Here is an 18,996-nt window from a genome sequence, read left to right as displayed (position 1 = left end):
GGGCGTCAGTTCTCGGCGATCGTCACACAGGTGCCGACCACATGGCCGGTGACGCCGCGAGGGCGGTCGCCGTGCAGGACGCCGGGGACGGCGGGCTCGCGACGACGAGGCCGGCCCCGACCAGCCCCTCCGTTCATCACGAATCGGTTTCAGCCACGCCGGAGTCTTGATTAACACCCGTGTAATCGATTCCAATCCTCCCTACACAGCGATGTAATCGATTCCACGAGGAGGTGGAGCGGCGATGGCGAGCATCAAGGACGTGGCCGCCGAGGCGGGGGTGTCCGTCGCCACGGTGTCGCGCGTCCTGAACGACCATCCGTCGGTCAGCGAGGACGCACGCACGCGCGTGCTGGCCGCCGTCGAGGCCCTGGGCTACCGCCCGAACGCCGTCGCCCGGTCGCTGCGCACCGACCAGACCCACACCCTCGGTCTGGTCATCAGCGACGTGATGAACCCCTACTTCACCGAGCTGGCGCGCTCCGTCGAGGAGGCCGCCCGTGCCCTCGGCTACAGCGTGATCATCGGCAACGCCGACGAACGGCCGGACCTCCAGGACCACCACGTACGGACCCTGCTGGACCGCAGGATCGACGGCCTGCTCGTCTCCCCCACCGACGGCGGTTCGCCGCTGATGCTCGACGCCGCGCGCGGGGGCACCCCGATGGTGTTCGTCGACCGGTGGATCCCGGGTGTCGAGGTGCCGGTGGTGCGGGCGGACGGCCGGGCCGCCGTACGGGACCTCGTGGCGCATCTGCACGGGCTCGGGCACCGGCGGCTCGCCATCATCGCGGGCCCGGCGGCCACCACCACCGGCAGCGAGCGCGTCGAGGCCTTCCGGGCCGCCATGGCCGAGTACGGGCTTCCCCTCCCGGACGCCTACACAGGGCAGGGCGACTTCCAGGCCGAGAGCGGACGCCGGGTCACCGACGGCTTCCTCGACCTGCCCGAGCCGCCCGAGGTCGTGTTCGCCGCCGACAACCTGATGGCGCTCGGCGCGCTGGACGCCGTACGCGCGCGTGGGCTGCGCGTTCCCGACGACCTCGCGCTGGCCGCGTTCGACGACATCCCGTGGTTCGTGCACACCGATCCGCCGATCACCGCGATCGCCCAGCCCACGGGCGAGCTGGGCCGGGCCGCCGTACGGGCCCTGGTCGACCTCATCGAGGGCCGGCCCCCGCAGTCCGTCACCCTCCCCGCCCGTCTCGTCGTACGCCGGTCGTGCGGCGAGCCACCGACTTCCGGGCCGCCGACTTCCTCGGAGTCACCCGCAACGAACAGGAGCCAGTCGTGAGCAACGCGGACGAGTTGCTGCGCATCGAAGGCATACGCAAGACCTTCCCCGGCGTGGTCGCGCTCGACGGCGTCGACTTCGACCTGCGCCGGGGCGAGGTGCACGTACTCCTCGGTGAGAACGGCGCCGGCAAGAGCACCCTCATCAAGATGCTCTCCGGCGCCTACCGCCCCGACGCCGGGCGGATCCTGGCCGGCGGCGAGGAGGTGCGCATCCACGGCGCGCAGGACGCCGAACGCCTCGGCATCGCCACGATCTACCAGGAGTTCAACCTCGTACCCGATCTGACGGTCGCCGAGAACATCTTCCTCGGGCGGCAGCCGCGCCGCTTCGGGATGATCGACCGGAAGACGATGGAGGCCGACGCCGAGGTGCTCCTCGCGCGCGTGGGCGTGAACGTGTCGCCACGCGCGCGTGTGCGCGAACTCGGCATCGCGCGCCTGCAGATGGTCGAGATCGCCAAGGCGCTGAGCCTGAACACGCGCGTGCTGATCATGGACGAGCCGACCGCGGTGCTGACCTCGGAGGAGGTCGACAAGCTCTTCGCCATCGTGCGCACCCTGCGCGAGGACGGCGTCGGGATCGTGTTCATCACCCACCACCTGGAGGAGATCGCGGCCCTGGGCGACCGGGTCACGGTCATCCGCGACGGCAGGTCCGTCGGCCAGGTGCCCGCGTCCACACCCGAGGACGAGCTCGTCCGGCTCATGGTGGGCCGTTCCATCGAACAGCAGTACCCGAGGGAGCGCGCCGACCGGGGCACCGCGCTGCTGTCCGTCGAGGGGCTCACCCGGGACGGCGTCTTCCACGACGTCAGCTTCGAGGTGCACGCCGGTGAGGTCGTCGGCATCGCCGGGCTCGTCGGCGCGGGCCGTACCGAGGTCGTCCGGGCCGTCTTCGGCGCCGACCCCTACGACCGGGGGGCCGTGAAGGTCTCCGGCGCCCCGGTCGCCCGGCACGACGTCAACGCGGCGATGGCCGCCGGGATCGGGCTCGTCCCCGAGGACCGCAAGGGCCAGGGCCTGGTGCTCGACCAGTCGGTGGAGGAGAACCTCGGCCTGGTCACCCTGCGGGCCGCGACCCGCGGCGGGCTCGTCGACCTCAAGGGGCAGCACGCGGCGGCCGAACGGATCGCCGGGCAGCTCGGGGTGCGGATGGCCGGGCTCCACCAGCAGGTGCGCACCCTGTCCGGCGGCAACCAGCAGAAGGTCGTCATCGGCAAGTGGCTGCTCGCCGACACCAAGGTGCTGATCCTCGACGAGCCCACGCGCGGCATCGACGTCGGCGCCAAGGTCGAGATCTACCAGCTCATCAACGAACTCACCGCCCAGGGCGCCGCCGTGCTGATGATCTCCAGCGATCTGCCCGAGGTGCTCGGCATGAGCGACCGGGTGCTGGTGATGGCGCAGGGCCGGATCGCCGGCGAACTCGCCGCGGACCGGGCCACCCAGGACTCCGTGATGGCCCTCGCGGTGAGCAACCCCTCTCTCTCCCCTTCCAGCTCCCCTTCCAGTGAAACGGAGGCCGGCCGTGGCCGCTGACACGCTCAAGAGCACGACGGGCACCGGCGGCGGCGCCGCGGCGGTCCGCAGACTGCTCCTCGACAACGGCGCGCTCACCGCGCTGATCGTCCTCGTCATCGCCATGTCGGCGCTGTCGGGCGACTTCCTCACCACCGACAACCTCCTGAACGTCGGCGTCCAGGCGGCCGTGACCGCCATCCTCGCCTTCGGTGTCACCTTCGTGATCGTCTCGGCCGGCATCGACCTGTCGGTCGGCTCGGTCGCCGCGCTGTCGGCCACCGTGCTCGCGTGGAGCGCCACCCAGCACGGCGTGCCGGTGGCCATAGCCGTCGTCCTCGCCGTCCTGACCGGCATCGCGGCCGGCCTGGTGAACGGTTTCCTCATCGCGTACGGCAAGCTGCCGCCGTTCATCGCCACGCTCGCGATGCTGTCGGTGGGCCGCGGTCTGTCGCTGGTGATCTCCGAGGGGTCCCCGATCGCCTTCCCCGACTCCGTCTCGCACCTCGGTGACACACTCGGCGGCTGGCTGCCGGTGCCGGTGCTGGTCATGGTCGTCATGGGGCTGATCGCGGCGTTCGTGCTGGGCCGGACGTACATCGGGCGGTCGATGTACGCGATCGGCGGCAACGAGGAGGCGGCCCGTCTCTCCGGTCTGCGGGTGCCGAAGCAGAAGCTCGCGATCTACGCCCTGTCCGGGGTGTTCGCGGCCGTCGCGGGCATCGTGCTCGCCTCCCGGCTGTCCTCCGCGCAGCCGCAGGCCGCCGACGGCTATGAACTCGACGCGATCGCCGCGGTCGTCATCGGCGGCGCCTCGCTGGCCGGTGGCACGGGCAAGGCGTCCGGCACGCTGATCGGCGCGCTGATCCTCGCGGTGCTGCGCAACGGCCTCAACCTGCTGAACGTCTCCGCCTTCTGGCAGCAGGTCGTCATCGGTGTCGTCATCGCGCTCGCGGTGCTGCTGGACACGGTCCGCCGCAAGGCCGGGGCGACCCCGGCGGCGGCTGGTGCCGGGGTCGGCGGCGGCAAGGGCCGGCAGGCGGCGACGTACGGTCTCGCGGCCGTGGTGACGGTGGCGATCGTCGGCGCGACCTCCTTCCTGCACGGCAGCTCGTCGTCCGCGGCGACCCCGAAGGTCGGCCTGGCCCTCTCCACGCTCAACAACCCCTTCTTCGTGCAGATCCAGTCGGGCGCGAAGGCGGAGGCCAAGCGGCTCGGCGTGGACCTCACGGTCACCGACGCGCAGAACGACGCATCGCAGCAGGCCAACCAGCTGCAGAACTTCACCAGTTCCGGCTACGACTCGATCATCGTCAACCCGGTGGACTCGGACGCGGCGAGCAACTCGGTCAACGCCGCCGACAAGGCGAAGATCCCGGTCGTCGCGGTGGACCGCGGCGTCAACAAGGCCACCGTGGACGCCCTGGTCGCCTCCGACAACGTGGCCGGCGGTGAACTCGCCGCCAGGACGGTCGCCGAGAAGCTGGGCGGCAGCGGCAAGATCGTGATCCTGCAGGGGCAGGCGGGCACCTCGGCGGCGCGGGAGCGCGCGGCGGGCTTCGCGAAGGGCCTCAAGGCCTACCCGGGCATCCAGGTCGTCGCCCAGCAGCCCGCCGACTTCGACCGCACCAAGGGCCTCGACGTGATGTCGAACCTGCTCCAGGCCCACCCGGACGTCCAGGGCGTCATCGCCGCCAACGACGAGATGGCGCTCGGCGCGATCAAGGCGCTGGGTTCCAAGGCCGGCACGTCGGTCCAGGTCGTGGGCTTCGACGGAACCCCGGACGGCCTCAAGGCCGTTGAACAGGGGACGCTGTACGCCTCCGTGGCGCAGCAGCCGTCCCAGCTCGGGAAGATCGCCGTGGACAACGCGCTGCGGGCGGTGCGGGGCAAGAAGGTCGAGGAGACGGTGAAGGTGCCGGTGAAGGTGGTCACGAAGGAGAACGTGGCCGGGTTCAGCGGCTGACCAGGTGAGTGGGCGGGCGGTCACCCTCGCGGGGACCGCCCGCCCGAGCCACGTGACAGGGGAGTTCTTTCATGTACGACTACGACCTGCTGGTCGTAGGGTCGGCCAACGCCGACCTGGTGATCGGCGTCGAGCGCAGGCCCGGGGCCGGTGAGACGGTCCTCGGTTCCGACCTGGCCGTCCACCCCGGCGGCAAGGGCGCCAACCAGGCCGTGGCGGCGGCGCGTCTCGGGGCCCGTACGGCCCTGCTGGCCCGGGTCGGCGACGACGCGCACGGCCGGCTGCTGCTCGACGCGCAGCGCGCGGCCGGGGTCGACACGGGGGGCGTGCTGGTGGGCGGGGCGCCGACCGGGGTCGCGCTGATCACCGTGGACCCGTCGGGCGACAACAGCATCGTGGTGTCACCGGGTGCGAACGGGCGGCTGACCCGGGAGGACGTACGGAACGCGGAGGGCCTGTTGCGGTCCTCACGGGTCGTCTCGGCCCAGTTGGAGATCCCGCTGGAGACGGTCGTCGCGGTGGCGGCGAGCCTGGCGCCGGACAGCCGCTTCGTGCTGAACCCCTCTCCGCCGCGCCCGCTGCCGGCCGTGCTGCTCGCCGCCTGCGATCCGCTGATCGTCAACGAGCACGAGGCCAGGGTGCTGCTGGGCGAGGCGTACGACGCGGCGTCCGGGCCCGAGGACTGGGCGCGGTTCCTGCTGGCGAAGGGGCCGAGGTCGGTGGTGGTGACCCTGGGCGCGGAGGGTGCGCTGGTGGCGTCCGCCGAGGGCGGTGTCGAGCGGGTCGCGTCCGTGGCGGTGGACGCCGTGGACACGACGGGTGCGGGTGACTCCTTCACGGCGGCGCTGGCGTGGAAACTGGGCGCGGGCGCGTCACTCGCGCAGGCGGCGGCGTACGCGGCCCGGGTGGGGGCGGTCGCGGTGACCCGGCGGGGCGCGCAGGAGTCCTTCCCCACGGCGGAGGAGGTCGACGCCCTGTGCTGAAGGCCGGAATCCTGAACCGCCACCTCTGCGGCGCGCTGGCCGAGTTGGGGCACGGGCACGGGGTGCTGGTGTGCGACGCCGGCATGCCGATACCGGCCGGGCCCCGGGTGGTCGACCTCGCCTTCCGGGCGGGGGTGCCGTCCTTCGCGGAGGTGGTGGAGGGGCTGCTGGAGGAGCTGGTCGTGGAGGGTGCCACGGCGGCCTCGGAGGTACGGGAGGCGAATCCGGCGGCGGCGGAGCTGCTGGAGCGGCGCTTCACCCGACTGGCCTATGTCCCGCACGAGGAACTGAAGGAGCTGTCGGCGGGCGCGCGGCTGGTGGTGCGCACGGGCGAGGCACGGCCGTACGCGAATGTGCTGCTGCGCTGCGGAGTGTTCTTCTGAACCGCTGATCTGCGGAAACGCCGCGCATGCTTCGAGGGGCCCGGTCCGTCGACCGGGCCCCTCGGCTTTCCCCCTCCATCTGCCGAAACCCCCGTGATCCCCCCAGATCCCCCTCCAGAAGTCCCGACGCCCTGTACGACACGCAAGGGCCGGGAAGGGTTGCATGGCTTTCAGAAATTTTCCGACAGGCGATTTGCCCGAAATATGACACATGATGTTGTCGTCCCCTCCCCCTCCCCCGAGGAGTACGACTGTGTCCGAAACGACCGAGGCCCCCGTCACGCCGTTCACCATCGGCGACCCGCTCGGCTCCCCCTCCCACCCGGTCGACGTCCCGGACTTCGACGAGGAATGGATCGTCGACAAGGGCTTCACCTGGGTGTTCTACGGCGAGGGCAACCGCACCCTCACCCGGCCGGTGATCATCGCCGACGGCTTCAACCACGGCAAGAGCAAGCTGAAGGAGCTCTACGAGTTCCTGGAGGGCGAGGACTACCCCTTCATCAGCGAACTCCGCCGGCGCGGCAAGGACGTGGTCCTGCTCGGCTTCGACAACCGCACCGACTCCATCCTGACCAACTCGCAGGCGGTCGAGGGGGCCATCCGTGAGGCGATAGCCCGTCGCACGGGCGACGAGCGGCTGATCGTCGGCGGCTTCAGCATGGGCGGCCTGATCGCCCGCTACACCCTCGCCAGGATGGAGACCGACTTCCATGAGGACGAGCACCAGACGGGCGTGTACTTCTCGTTCGACACCCCGCACCGCGGTGCCTCCATCCCCGTCGGCGTCCAGGCGTTCGCGTACCTGCTCCCGTACGGCCTGAACCTCAAGCCCCACCCCTTCGAGCAGCAGATGAACAGCGCGGCCGCGCGGCAGATGCTGTGGCAGCACTACGACAAGGCCACGCAGAAGATCGGGGTCGCCCCCGAACGCACCGCGCTCCTCAACGAGTTGGACCGCGTCGGCCAGTGGCCGCGGATCCCGCGCAAGCTGGCCGTCGCCAACGGCCGCGGCGACGGCATCGGCCTGCCCGACGTCGAGCCCGGCGAGGTCGCGCTCCGGCTCGACGTCCGCTACCCCGGCACCACCTTCTACGCCCAGGCGCAGGGTGACGACGTGACGGTGGCCTACCTGAACCGGAAGTTCCCGGCGACCGAGCGGACCATCACGACCAGCGGCTTCCCGGAGCTGGACGGCGCACCGGGCGGCACGCTCGCGACGTACGAGATCCTCGCCAACGCGATGATCGAGGCCGGCGGCGAGGCCGACCTGCGGCAGCCGCACGTGTGCTTCGTGCCGTCGGTCAGCGCGGTCGACATCTCGGACTTCGAGCGGCAGGGAGACCTGTACGCGCGGGTCGACGGCCTGGACCCGTCCCAGAGCGGCGTCGACGAGTACCACTGCTCGTCCACGACGACCCCGCACACGCTCCCGACCGAGGAGCTGTGCACGTGGCTGATGGACCGGTTCTAGCCGCGGACTGACGGTGCGGCCGGGGCAGGGGGCGCGGACGGCGCCTCCTGCCCCACCCCCTGTCCCACCTCGCCCACCCAGCCGGCAACCGCGACCCGAGACTCCGCCACCGCTTCATCGTTCCGGGTGACGGCGCGGAGCGGTCCTCGCCCATGCAGGCGCGGCGCCGGCGTCGACCCCGCCACCGGCAGAGAGGCTTTCGTGGTCGCGCGCCCGGTGGCTTCCTCGAGGAACTGGCCGACGCTCACGCCATGAAGGCCGCGCAGCCACTCCGCCGTACCGGCCATCGACAGCAGGAGTGCCCACGGCCCGGCCGTGCTGTTCTCTGCGGGAGCCGGTCGGCGTTCGTGACGGCTGTCAAGGACGGGGACCTGGGCTTCCCACAGCAGACTTGAAGTAGGCGTTGAGGGTCTGAAGGGCTGTCCAGGCCTTCGGATCGGTTCCGTCGCCGAGGGGATAGTGGAGGGCCGGGGACGCCGGTGAGCCGAGGTGGCGCGGCTGGGCGGCGATCGGGGGGCGGGTGGCGTGGGGAAGGCCGATCTTCTTCACGTCGCGTGGTCCCAGGGTGAAGGAGACCGGGAGGGGCGGGCCCTCCACCTGCGGTGGCAGGGTGAGGTCGGCGCGGGCGGCACGGACGGTGGTGAGCATCGTCGTCAGGTCGTGTTCCGTGACCAGGGTCGCGGCGAGGGACTCCAAGGTGTCGAGCGGGACGTCCTGAGGGCGCTCGTAGCCGAGGGTGAGGCTGATCTCCTCGGCGACGCCTGCGGTGGTTCGGGCGATGCGCTGGGTGGCGATGGCCGGGCGGTCGGGAGCGCCGACGGCGACGAGTTGGGTGGGGGCGGGGGCCCGGTCGCGGGCGAGGTCGGTCAACTGGTGGGGTGACCACGGCAGGTTGACCGGCTCGGCCGTGCCCCAGCCGAGGGGTGGGGATCCGGTGAGATGCCGCCAGGCCGCCTCCAGCGCACGGCCCAGGACGAGCCGCTCGTCCGGTGTGTGCACCGTGCGGAACGACACCGTGAGCTGTCGGTGCCCGGTGGGCGCGGCTCCTGCGGTGAAGGCGTCGGCGAGCGTGCCGTCGATCGGCAGGAACGTGCCGTTCTGCCAAGCCAGTCGCACCCCGGACAGACCGTCGTAGTAGCCGCCCTGGGGATCCTGTACGACCCAGCGGTTGGGTGCCCCGCCGAGTCCGGAACGCAGGGGGAGGGTGAGGCGGACGTGGGGAGGCGTGACGAGGTGAAGGGCGCGGTTCGACTGTGCCGTGGCCCGGAGGATGTCGGAGAGCCAGGTGGTGAGCGGCAGGAGCGGGCGGTCGGAGAGGACGACGGCGGTCGAGTCGGTCAGCGCGTCGACGGTCGGGAAGTCCTGTGTTCCGGGCAGCTCGTCGGGGACGGTGACTCGGGTGGTGCGGGCTGCTCCGGGCGGCCAGGTGGTTCCGCCGAGGAGCATGGTCAGGCGCCCGCACACGGATTCCGCCAGCGGCTCCGCCTCGGGGGGCGCCGTGGAGGCGCGCACCTCGGTCCACCAGTACGGCGTCTGCGGAGCGGCGGTCTCGGCCCCCAGAAGACGCTTGGCCTCACCTGGCACGTGGACGAGCAGCGGAGCCTCTACGGACACCAGCGGGCGGCCCGCCGCCGTGCGGAGCTGGATGACCGCGCCCTCATCGGTGGCCGTCAGTTCGAGATCCGGGCCGCCGGCATGGAGAGCGGCCAGCAAAGACGCCTGGTCGGGCATTTTCGGGGTGAGGGCGATGACGTCCTTGGTCATGCGCTGTCCTGGGGCGTGCGCGGTACGGCCGATGCCTCCGAGCGGGCTTGACTGACCATGCGGGACACCCCGGTCACTGCCCGGTTTCCCGTCTCATATCCGCAAGCGGAATGCGCACAGAAACCGCACTGTTTCCGTTCAGCTCAACCGCTCCGCGCACGGGCAAGCGCGGCAGCAGGTCAGCAAAATGCACTTGCTGGAGCTGGGGGGAGGAAGTCGGAGCATGCGACGGATGCGTGTAGAGCGCGATCACAGGCTCACCAGCGGCACTCGCGGGCGGGGCGGTCCGCAATTCCGCCCCCGGGGCGAGGTAGACAGTCGAATTCATGAGAGCCGCGCGTACGGCGCCGTCTGATCCATAGCCCGTGGCCGCGAGCTGCATGGCTTCATCGACTCGGTCGCTCGGAGCCGGCATGCCGACTGCACTCGGGGAGGGCCGGTACTTCGGGTTGTGCTTGAACTCGCCGTTTAGCTGCCCGTTCGCATCCACCTTCCAGGCCCCCACGATTGCGATGGGCGGAACCTTCCCGTCCGGATCGAAATAGGGGTCGACCGCATACACCCAACCACCGGGCCGGGCGGCGGCCTGGGCACGCACGGCATCGGTTACGGGCGGGACTGACGCCTGAGCCTCATTCATCGTCGTGCCTCATTCGCTGATTCTGCGCCTCCCTCTGTTCGACCACACTCGCGAGGCGCGCCCGCTCTTCGATCGGAACATCGTCGAAGATGTCGACAGTGCGCGGCCGACCAGTAGACGGCCAGCGGTACGCCCTTCTCCCCCCACCCATCTCAAGAGCCATTCTACTTGGATAGACATCACGGCAGGCACCCTCGACGGCTGGAGTCAATCCTTCCTTCTCCAAATCCTGTCTCACCTCGGAGAGAGCAGCGAAGAAATTACATGCCGCGTGACGGGAGATGCGCTCACCCCAAACGATGCGGACGATGTAATCGCCCCCGCTGAAAATTCCAGTCAGATGCCCGAGGAGTTCCGCACCGTCCGAGACAAGCAAAATATCTTTCTGATACAAAATCTCTGCGTCGACAGACATGGTCAACCTCGAGGAACATAGTTGGGGTTCGGGATGAATTCTCCAAGCTCACCTGTCGCGTAATTGTACGCGTAAGCACCCTTGATGTACTCGCCGCGAATACCCCCAGGGAAGGCTACCTCTTCCTCAAAGGAAAGCGGGTGGTCGCCCAGCGAGCGGTTGATGTCGATCCCGCCCGGCACATCAAGTTCGTATGTGTACTTGCCTCCGAACTCGTCACCTATGTCGTCGCGATAGGAAGTGCTGACGAACGCTGAATGTTCGCTGTCCTCTACATATTGCGCCAAGTCCATATTGGAGGGGTCTCGTGGCTCGAAACCGCTCTCGAAGACCGCATCAGGGGAACGGTTGTCACTGCGATACAGAGGCTCGAGACCCTCACGCCATATCACCGGCCTGCCCAGACCATTCAGATCCACACTCCGATCCGTAGCGGCGGCCAGGCGATCAGGCTCACCGCCGGACACGGCGCCATGGCCGGACATACCACCAGGACCGTCCCCACCGGCTCCGCCCGACCCGCCCCCCATGTTGTCACTGGCGCCCTGAGTACCGTGACTCTCCGACGCCGGATGTCCGAGATGACCCGCGGTATGCGGGTGAGATACCGAGCCACCCGAAGACTGGTCGGACAGAGGAGGCAGCTTGTCGCCCCCATGAGCACCAACAGCAGCCAGTTCGTACGGGTGCTCCGCCTGTGCTGGGGCTTGCCCTGCCCTCTCCTCGGCAGAGGCTTCCTTCGGGGCTTGCTCATTGTGCTGATGCAGAGAGCCGTCGGCGTTGAGGAGGTGGCCCTCGTCGGTGAGGTAGACGACGTTGCCGGTGGCGTCGTCGACGTACGGGATCGCGTTGTCCGGGATCTTCGGGGAGCGGAGGGCGTCCGCATGGTCCAGGAGGCTGAAGGTGGTGCCGGTGTGGAGGTTCTTGAGGGCTCGGAACGTTTCGCCCACCTTGGTGAAGGCGAAGGTGCCCGCCTTGCCGGCGTAGGTCATCGGGTCGATCGCTCGGCCGATCCTGCCTGCCGTCGACAGGGCGCGGGCCGCTGCGGACGACTTGGCGGCGCCGGATGCCGCCGCGCCCGTGCCCTCCGTGCCCAGCAGTGTCAGCACGTTGAAACCCACGGCGCCCGCCGCGCGGGACGGGTTGGTCTTCCAGGTGTCCCAGGCGACGAATCCCTTGACGGTCTGCTTGTAGGCGGTGCGGGATTCGCGCAGCCAGGAGGGGAGTCCGTCCTCCGGCAGGAGCCACCAGGTGCCCATCGTGGCGCTGGTGAGGGCGGAGGCCGTGGCGAGCTGGGCCAGGCTCTTCCAGGCCTGGCCCGCCGCGTCCGAGCCGTCGGCGCCGAAGAGGGTGCCCACCCCGTGGATGGTGGCCATCACGCCGTCGGTCCAGATGCCGTCCCAGACCTGGCCGGCCTGGTGGGTCAGCCAGTCCCACCCCTCGTACTCCCGCTCGGCCGGGGCACCCCACGGGGTGTTTGGCGCGTGGTCGAGGTCGTCGGCCCGGTAGCCGTACATGTGGTCGCCGTGCGAGCCGTCGTCCGCGGTGATCTTCGAACCGCCGACCAGGGCGGTGATCTTGTTGTGGCAGGTCCGCTCGGCCGCCTGGAAGGCCGCCACCGTGTGGTTGACGTCCCGCCAGAGTTCGTTGTTGCGGTCGACCTTGTCCTGGTCCTTGCGCCAGTCGTCGTCCCCGGACAGCGACTGCACGAAGGCCGTCGCGTCCGTCTTGAGGGTCGCCAGCCTCTCCACCAGGGGTTGCACCTCGGCGCTGTAGTCCGACAGCGCCGACGCGACCTTCTCCAGGTCGTCGGCGAAACCGTCCGCCTTCGCCTTCACCGGCTGGGTGGAGGAGAGCAGGTCGGCCGCGTCAGGAGTGCGGTAGACGGCGGAGAGGTTCTGGAACGTGGTGTGGACGTCCGCGCCCGACGCCCGGAACTGGGCCGCGTTCGCGGTCAGCAACATCACGTCCGTGTCCAGGGTGGACAGATCACCGATGAAGTGGGGTATGCCGGACGGGTCGATCAGGGTTGCCCCGTCGCTCACTTGCCCGCCCCCGGCAGATCGACCTTCGGCTCCTTCGCCGCCTCCCGTTGTGCCGTGGCCGCCATCGTCAGGTCGCCCTCGGCGTAGTGGGCCGTGGCCTCGGCGGCGCCGTTCAGTGACTTCGACGTGCGCTCGGCGATGTACACCAGATCATGCGTCCACTGGTCGAGGAACTCCGCGAGCGCCGCGCCCACCAGGCCCGCCGTGCTGCCGTACGGACCGTACTGGCTGGTGATCGTCCCCGCCGCCGAGGCCGCCTCCTCGAGGTTGCCCTGCATCGCCTGGCCCGTGTCCGACAGCGCCTTCGCCGCCGTGCCGGTGTTCCGCAGAACGCCGCGCACTCCGGCGACGTCTATGTCCCAGCCCGTCACTCCTGCTCCCCCCTACGCAGTACGTCGAACGTACTATCGCATGAGCAGTTGCAAAGCGACGTGACGTCAGGCGGCCGCCGGATGTTTTTCGACATGCGGCGGCCGTCCGGGTGTTGCGGTGACGCGCGGTGGTCAGAGGGCGTGCCGGGTGAACCTCTCCGCCGTCTCCGCCAGGACCTCGCGGCCGTCCCGGGCCCACAGGCCGTCGTTGAAGAGTTCGACCTCGACGGGGCCCGTGTAGCCGGCCTGTTCGACGTACGTCAGCCACTCGCGCATGTCGATCGCGCCGTCGCCGATCTGGCCGCGGCCGTTGAGGACGCCCTCCGGCAGGGGGGTCGTCCAGTCGGCCAGTTGGAAGGTGTGGATACGGCCCGAGGCGCCCGCGCGGGCGATCTCGGCGGGGGCCCGGTCGTCCCACCAGATGTGGTACGTGTCGACCGTCACGCCGACCTGGTGGGCCGGGAAACGTTCCGCGAGGTCCAGGGCCTGGGTGAGGGTGGAGACCACGCAGCGGTCCGAGGCGTACATGGGGTGGAGGGGCTCGATGGCCAGCTTCACGCCGTGCTGTTCGGCGTAGGGGCCCAGGACCGACAGGGCGTCCGCGATGCGTTCGCGGGCGCCGTGCAGGTCCTTGGAGCCGGCCGGGAGGCCGCCGGAGACCAGGACCAGGACCTCGGTGCCGAGGGTGGCCGCCTCCTCGATCGCCCGGCGGTTGTCGTCCAGGGCCTTCGTGCGTTCGGCCGGGTCGATCGCCGTGAAGAAGCCGCCGCGGCAGAGGGTGGTGACCGTCAGGCCCGCGTCGCGGATCAGCTTGGCGGTGGGCTCCAGGCCGTACGTCTGGACCGGCTCTCGCCACAGGCCCACCCCGGGGACACCCAACTCCGCGCAGGTGTCCACCAGTTCGGGCATCGACAGCTGCTTCACCGTCATCTGGTTGATGGAGAAGCGGGAGAGGGAGGGGGAGGCTGTCACTGGGGGACTCCGTACAGGGCCAGAAGGGTCTTCATGCGGTCCTCCGCCAGCTTCGGGTCGGGGAACAGGCCCAGACCGTCGGCGAGTTCGTAGGCGCGGGCGAAGTGCGGAAGGGAGCGGGCCGACTGCAGGCCGCCGACCATCGTGAAGTGCGTCTGGTGGCCGGCCAGCCAGGCCAGGAACACCACGCCCGTCTTGTAGAAGCGGGTGGGGGGCTGGAAGAGGTGGCGGGAGAGTTCGACCGTGGGGTCGAGCAGGGCACGGAAGCCCGCCTTGTCGCCCGTGTCCAGGACGCGGACCGCCTCCGCCGCCAGCGGGCCCAGCGGGTCGAAGATGCCGAGGAGGGCGTGGCTGAAGCCCTGCTCGTCGCCCGCGATCAGCTCGGGGTAGTTGAAGTCGTCGCCGGTGTAGCAGCGCACGCCCTGCGGGAGCCGGCGGCGGATGTCGATCTCGCGCCCGGCGTCCAGGAGCGAGACCTTGATGCCGTCGACCTTGTCGGGGTGCGCGGCGATGACCTCCAGGAAGGTGTCCGTCGCCGCGTCGAGGTCGGAGGAGCCCCAGTAGCCCTCCAGCGCCGGGTCGAACATCGGGCCCAGCCAGTGCAGGATCACCGGCTCGGAGGCCTGGCGCAGGAGGTGGCCGTAGACCTCGAGGTAGTCCTCGGGGCCGGAGGCGGCCGCCGTGAGGGCGCGGGAGGCCATCAGGATCGTCCGGGCGCCGACGGCCTCGACGAGGGCGAGCTGCTCCTCGTACGCCGTGCGGACCTCGGCGAGCGACGCCGGGCCGGTGAGCTGGTCGGTGCCGACGCCGCAGGCGATGCGGCCGCCGACCGCCTTCGCCTCGGCGGCGCTGCGGCGGATCAGCTCGGCCGCGCCCGCCCAGTCCAGGCCCATGCCGCGCTGGGCGGTGTCCATCGCCTCGGCGACACCGAGCCCGTGCGACCACAGGTGGCGGCGGAAGGCGAGGGTGGCGTCCCAGTCGACGGCGGCGGGGGAATCGGGGGTGGTGTCCGCGAAGGGGTCGGCGACGACGTGCGCCGCCGAGTAGACCGTACGGGAGGTGAAAGGCGTGCCGGGGGTGAGGAGGAGCGGCTCGGTGCGGGGGTCGTGGGTCCGCAGTGTGCCGTCGGGGGCGGGGAGCTGGATGGTCACAGCGCGATCTCCGGGACGTCGAGGCGTCGGCCCTCGGCCGAGGACTTCAGGCCCAGCTCGGCGAGCTGGACGCCACGGGCGCCGGCGAGGAGGTCCCAGTGGTAGGGGGCGTCGGCGTAGACGTGCTTGAGGAAGAGCTCCCACTGGGCCTTGAAGCCGTTGTCGAAGTCGCCGTTGTCCGGGACCTCCTGCCACTGGTCGCGGAAGGCGTAGGTGGCCGGGATGTCGGGGTTCCAGACCGGCTTGGGGGTGAGCGAGCGGTGCTGGACGCGGCAGTTGCGCAGGCCCGCGACGGCGGAGCCCTCGGTGCCGTCGACCTGGAACTCGACGAGCTCGTCGCGGTTGACGCGGACCGCCCAGGAGGAGTTGATCTGGGCGATGGCGCCGCCGTCGAGTTCGAAGATGCCGTACGCCGCGTCGTCGGCCGTCGCGTCGTAGGGCTTGTCGCTCTCGTCCCAGCGCTGCGGGATGTGGGTGGCGGTGAGGGCCTGGACGGACTTCACACGGCCGAACAGCTCGTGCAGGACGTACTCCCAGTGCGGGAACATGTCGACGACGATGCCGCCGCCGTCCTCGGCGCGGTAGTTCCAGGAGGGGCGCTGGGCGGTCTGCCAGTCGCCCTCGAAGACCCAGTAGCCGAACTCGCCGCGGATGGACAGGATCCGGCCGAAGAAGCCGCCGTCGATCAGGCGCTTCAGCTTGAGCAGGCCGGGGAGGAACAGCTTGTCCTGGACCACGCCGTGCTTGATGCCGGCCGCGTTCGCGAGGCGGGCCAGCTGCAGGGCGCCGTCGAGGCCGGTGGCCGTCGGCTTCTCCGTGTAGATGTGCTTGCCCGCGGCGATCGCCTTCGTGATCGCCTCCTCACGGGCGGAGGTGACCTGGGCGTCGAAGTAGATGTCGACGGTCGGGTCGGCGAGGACCTCGTCGACGTCCGTCGCCCAGTGCTCCAGGCCGTGCTGCTCGGCGAGCGCCTTCAGGGCGTGCTCGCGGCGGCCGACGAGGATCGGTTCCGGCCACAGCACGGTGCCGTCGCCGAGGTCGAGGCCGCCCTGTTCGCGCAGGGCGAGGATGGAGCGGACGAGGTGCTGGCGGTAGCCCATGCGCCCCGTCACGCCGTTCATGGCGATACGCACCGTCTTGCGTGTCACGTCGGTCCCTTCGTAGGCGTAGTACGCGGTGGTGTGCGCCGCGTACGCCTCTTCCTGATCAGCGTTACAGCAAGCGCTTTCTATCCAAGAAGAAGCTAGCCTCTGACCAGTGGTCCGGACAAGACCGTGTCCATCCCGAGTTGTTCGAGGGGGCGAACAACAGGGGTCCGTGGCCTTAGGGTCTGCGAGGACACGCCCGGAACCGCGACCGCGGCCGGCCTGTCTTACGTGGACGTATGTGTACGTGGACGTATGGGGACGTACGACGAGATGCGCGACCGGAGGACTACGAGATGACGGTGACCCTGGCGGACGTGGCGGCCCGCGCGCAGGTCTCGCCCGCGACGGTGTCGCGCGTGCTGAACGGGAACTATCCCGTCGCCGCTTCCACCCGCGAGCGGGTGCTGCGGGCGGTGGACGAGCTGGACTATGTGCTGAACGGGCCCGCGAGCGCGCTCGCGGCGGCGACCTCCGACCTGGTGGGGATCCTGGTCAACGACATCGCCGACCCCTTCTTCGGGATCATGGCCAGTGCGATTCAGGGGGAGATCGGGGGACCCGGCGGGCGCGCCGGGGGCGAGCGGCTGGCGGTGGTCTGCAACACCGGGGGCTCGCCGGAGCGGGAGCTGACCTATCTGACGCTGTTGCAGCGGCAGCGGGCCGCGGCCGTGGTGCTGACCGGCGGGGCCATGGAGAACGAGCCGCACGCGGCGGCGATGGCGGCGAAGCTGCGCAAGCTGGGGGAGGCGGGGACGCGGATCGTGCTGTGCGGGCGGCCGCCGGCGCCGGACACCTCGGCGATCGCGCTCACCTTCGACAACCGTGGGGGTGGGCGGGAGCTGACCGAGCACCTCATCGGGCTCGGGCACCGGCGGCTGGGGTACATCGCCGGTCCCGAGGAGCGGACGACGACCCGGCACCGGCTGGAGGGGCACCGGGCGGCGCTGGCCGCGGCGGGGATCGAGGAGGATCCGCGGTGGACCGTGCACGGGCGGTACGACCGGCGGGCGGGGTACGAGGCCACGCTGGAGCTGCTGCGGCGGGATCCGAGTCTGACCGCGGTGGTCGCCGCGAACGACTCCGTCGCGTTGGGGGCGTGTGCGGCGTTGCGGGACTCGGGGCTGCGGATTCCCGAGGACGTGTCGGTGGCCGGGTTCGACGATCTGCCGTTCAGTATCGACGCGGTGCCTTCTCTTACGACGGTGCGGTTGCCGTTGGCGGAGGCGGGGGCGCGGGCCGGGCGTATCGCGATGGGGCGGGAGGAGCCGCCGCCGGGTAGGATCGCCACGGTGCGGGGGGAGTTGATGGTGCGGGGGTCCTCCGGGGTGCCGCGGGACTAGGGCCCTTCTGACGGATCTCCGTGGGTGAAGGAGCGGCGTTCGGTGCACGCGATCGGCGTGCGGCGTGGAGGGTCATGTGGCGGAGCCACCTGGCCCTTCGCGCCGTGCGGCGAGCGGGCGTGCCGGGCGTCGCGACGCCGCGGAGATCCGTCAGAAGGGCCCTAGTGACCTGAGTCAGAGATTCGTCGTTAGTCGGGCATGAGTCGTCCGGGTCCGAAGATTCCGCCGTTGTCAGTAACTGATGCCCAGCGGGCGGTGCTGGACGGTTGGTTACGTCGCCGTACGACGGCTCAGGCGTTGGCTCAGCGGTCGCGGATCGTGCTGGAGTGCGCCGAAGGCCACTCGATCATGGAGGTGTCCCGTCGGCTGCGGATCGCTCCGGACACGGTCCGCACCTGGCGGCGCCGCTTCATCGAGCGGGGGCTGGACGGCTTGTGCGACGACCCGCGGCCCGGCGTCCCCCGTAAGATCACCGATGCCGACGTCGAGCGGGTCATCGTCAAGACGCTCGAGGAGACGCCGAAGAACGCGACCCACTGGTCGACGAGGTCGATGGCCGCGGCCACGGGAATGTCGCAGTCGACGGTGTCACGGATATGGCGGGCGTTCGCTCTGGCCCCGCACCGGTCGCAGACGTTCAAGCTGTCCACCGACCCGCTGTTCATCGACAAGGTTCGCGACGTCGTCGGTCTGTATCTCGATCCGCCGGAGAAGGCCCTGGTCCTTTGTGTGGACGAGAAGTCGCAGATCCAGGCCCTGGACCGATCCCAGCCGGTCCTGCCGATGGTGCCAGGAGTTCCCGAACGACGCAGCCACGACTACGTCCGGGCCGGCACCACGACCCTCTTCGCCGCTCTCGAGGTCGCCACCGGCAAGGTCATCGGCTCCCTCCACCGCCGCCACCGGGCAGCGGAGTTCAAGAAGTTCCTCGCGAAGCTCGACAAGGAAGTCCCGGCTGATCTGCAGGTTCATCTGATCCTGGACAACTACGCGACCCACAAGACGCCCGACATCAAGCGGTGGCTGCTATCCCATCCGCGGTTCCACCTGCACTTCACGCCGACCAGCGCATCCTGGCTGAACCTGGTCGAGCGGTGGTTCGCCGAGCTGACCCAGAAGAAGCTCAAGCGCGGCGTCCACCGCTCCGTCCAAGCCCTCGAACGCGACATCCGCAGCTGGCTCGCCGACTGGAACGAACACCCGAGGCCGTTCATCTGGACCAAGTCCGCCGACGAGATCCTCGACAAAGTAGCCGCCTACTGCCGCCGAATCTCTGACTCAGGTCACTAGGGGGTGTTTCGAACGTCCTGTGCGGTGCCCGCGGTGTCCGGTGCGTGCTCTCGGCGTGCCGGACGAAAGCCCTCGTACTGGGCGTACGTGGGGTTTCGGCCGGTACGGCGCGCGTACGTGCCGGGCGCCGCGGGTGCTGTGCGGGACTTTCGAAACACCCCCCTAGGCACCGTTCTCCGGTCGGGTGCGGGGTGTCGGGGTGACCGTCTTTGGGGGCTGCCGCCCCCGGGCCCCCCGTCT

The 18,996-nt window shown here is 70.2% G+C and carries 16 protein-coding genes; 8 read left to right on the top strand and 8 right to left on the bottom strand.

Going from position 1 to position 18,996, the window contains the following annotated elements:
* The first annotated feature begins 244 nt into the window (after positions 1-244).
* The 6 genes from OG852_RS31140 (at position 245) to OG852_RS31115 (ending at position 7,620) form a co-directional block, all read left to right on the top strand.
* Positions 245-1,294, top strand: coding sequence for a LacI family DNA-binding transcriptional regulator (locus OG852_RS31140; RefSeq protein WP_330349667.1), 1,050 nt, complete (start codon positions 245-247; stop codon positions 1,292-1,294).
* A complete protein-coding gene (locus OG852_RS31135; protein WP_133911365.1) occupies positions 1,291-2,835 on the top strand; it encodes a sugar ABC transporter ATP-binding protein in 1,545 nt (514 codons plus the stop codon). The genes OG852_RS31140 and OG852_RS31135 overlap by 4 nt, the downstream gene beginning before the upstream one ends.
* Positions 2,825-4,780 (top strand): ABC transporter permease/substrate-binding protein, encoded by a 1,956-nt coding sequence (locus OG852_RS31130; RefSeq protein WP_330349666.1) that lies wholly within the window; start codon positions 2,825-2,827, stop codon positions 4,778-4,780. Before OG852_RS31135 ends, OG852_RS31130 begins: the two co-directional genes overlap by 11 nt.
* 71 nt (positions 4,781-4,851) lie before the next feature.
* The gene (locus tag OG852_RS31125; RefSeq protein WP_133911363.1) at positions 4,852-5,763 is read left to right on the top strand and encodes a ribokinase; all 912 of its coding nucleotides are present in this window, start codon (positions 4,852-4,854) and stop codon (positions 5,761-5,763) included.
* On the top strand, positions 5,757-6,146 hold the full coding sequence (gene rbsD / locus OG852_RS31120; protein WP_133911362.1) for a D-ribose pyranase: 390 nt from the start codon (positions 5,757-5,759) through the stop codon (positions 6,144-6,146). The genes OG852_RS31125 and rbsD overlap by 7 nt, the downstream gene beginning before the upstream one ends.
* A 253-nt stretch (positions 6,147-6,399) precedes the next feature.
* Entirely contained in the window at positions 6,400-7,620 is a 1,221-nt protein-coding gene (locus OG852_RS31115) for an esterase/lipase family protein (RefSeq protein ID WP_133911361.1), read from the top strand.
* Between the two features lie 357 nt (positions 7,621-7,977).
* Here the strand turns inward: OG852_RS31115 and OG852_RS31110 are convergent, their stop codons facing one another.
* The 8 genes from OG852_RS31110 to OG852_RS31075 all read right to left on the bottom strand — a co-directional run bounded on the left by OG852_RS31110 (position 7,978) and on the right by OG852_RS31075 (position 16,126).
* Complete coding sequence (locus tag OG852_RS31110; protein ID WP_330349665.1) at positions 7,978-9,384, bottom strand: DUF6177 family protein; 1,407 nt, start codon at positions 9,382-9,384, stop codon at positions 7,978-7,980.
* 73 nt (positions 9,385-9,457) lie between these two features.
* A complete protein-coding gene (locus OG852_RS31105) occupies positions 9,458-10,024 on the bottom strand; it encodes a type VII secretion system-associated protein (RefSeq protein ID WP_330349664.1) in 567 nt (188 codons plus the stop codon).
* Entirely contained in the window at positions 10,017-10,439 is a 423-nt protein-coding gene (locus OG852_RS31100) for a hypothetical protein (protein ID WP_330349663.1), read from the bottom strand. The genes OG852_RS31105 and OG852_RS31100 overlap by 8 nt, the downstream gene beginning before the upstream one ends.
* 2 nt (positions 10,440-10,441) lie before the next feature.
* Positions 10,442-12,400, bottom strand: coding sequence for a scabin-related ADP-ribosyltransferase (locus OG852_RS31095; protein ID WP_330349662.1), 1,959 nt, complete (start codon positions 12,398-12,400; stop codon positions 10,442-10,444).
* A gap of 80 nt (positions 12,401-12,480) precedes the next feature.
* Positions 12,481-12,855 carry a DUF6507 family protein gene (locus tag OG852_RS31090; RefSeq protein ID WP_133911357.1) on the bottom strand — a complete coding sequence of 125 codons (375 nt, stop codon included), beginning with the start codon at positions 12,853-12,855 and terminating at the stop codon, positions 12,481-12,483.
* A 132-nt stretch (positions 12,856-12,987) separates the two neighbouring features.
* Positions 12,988-13,785, bottom strand: coding sequence for a sugar phosphate isomerase/epimerase family protein (locus OG852_RS31085; protein WP_330351530.1), 798 nt, complete (start codon positions 13,783-13,785; stop codon positions 12,988-12,990).
* A 38-nt stretch (positions 13,786-13,823) separates the two neighbouring features.
* Positions 13,824-14,978 (bottom strand): dihydrodipicolinate synthase family protein, encoded by a 1,155-nt coding sequence (locus tag OG852_RS31080; protein WP_133911356.1) that lies wholly within the window; start codon positions 14,976-14,978, stop codon positions 13,824-13,826.
* Complete coding sequence (locus OG852_RS31075; RefSeq protein WP_133911355.1) at positions 14,975-16,126, bottom strand: Gfo/Idh/MocA family protein; 1,152 nt, start codon at positions 16,124-16,126, stop codon at positions 14,975-14,977. The genes OG852_RS31080 and OG852_RS31075 overlap by 4 nt, the downstream gene beginning before the upstream one ends.
* Positions 16,127-16,419: 293 nt before the next feature.
* Here OG852_RS31075 and OG852_RS31070 point away from each other — a divergent pair, with 293 nt between their 5' ends.
* Positions 16,420-17,466, top strand: coding sequence for a LacI family DNA-binding transcriptional regulator (locus tag OG852_RS31070; protein ID WP_330349661.1), 1,047 nt, complete (start codon positions 16,420-16,422; stop codon positions 17,464-17,466).
* Positions 17,467-17,664: 198 nt separating this feature from the next.
* Positions 17,665-18,756 (top strand): IS630 family transposase, encoded by a 1,092-nt coding sequence (locus OG852_RS31065; RefSeq protein WP_330347207.1) that lies wholly within the window; start codon positions 17,665-17,667, stop codon positions 18,754-18,756.
* Positions 18,757-18,996: the final 240 nt, after the last annotated feature.

The sequence above is a fragment of the Streptomyces sp. NBC_00582 genome (genome assembly GCF_036345155.1).
Taxonomy (GTDB): Bacteria; Actinomycetota; Actinomycetes; order Streptomycetales; family Streptomycetaceae; genus Streptomyces.
The sequence above is the reverse complement of the archived record's forward strand: the minus strand, read 5'-3'. Positions and strand labels throughout refer to the sequence as shown.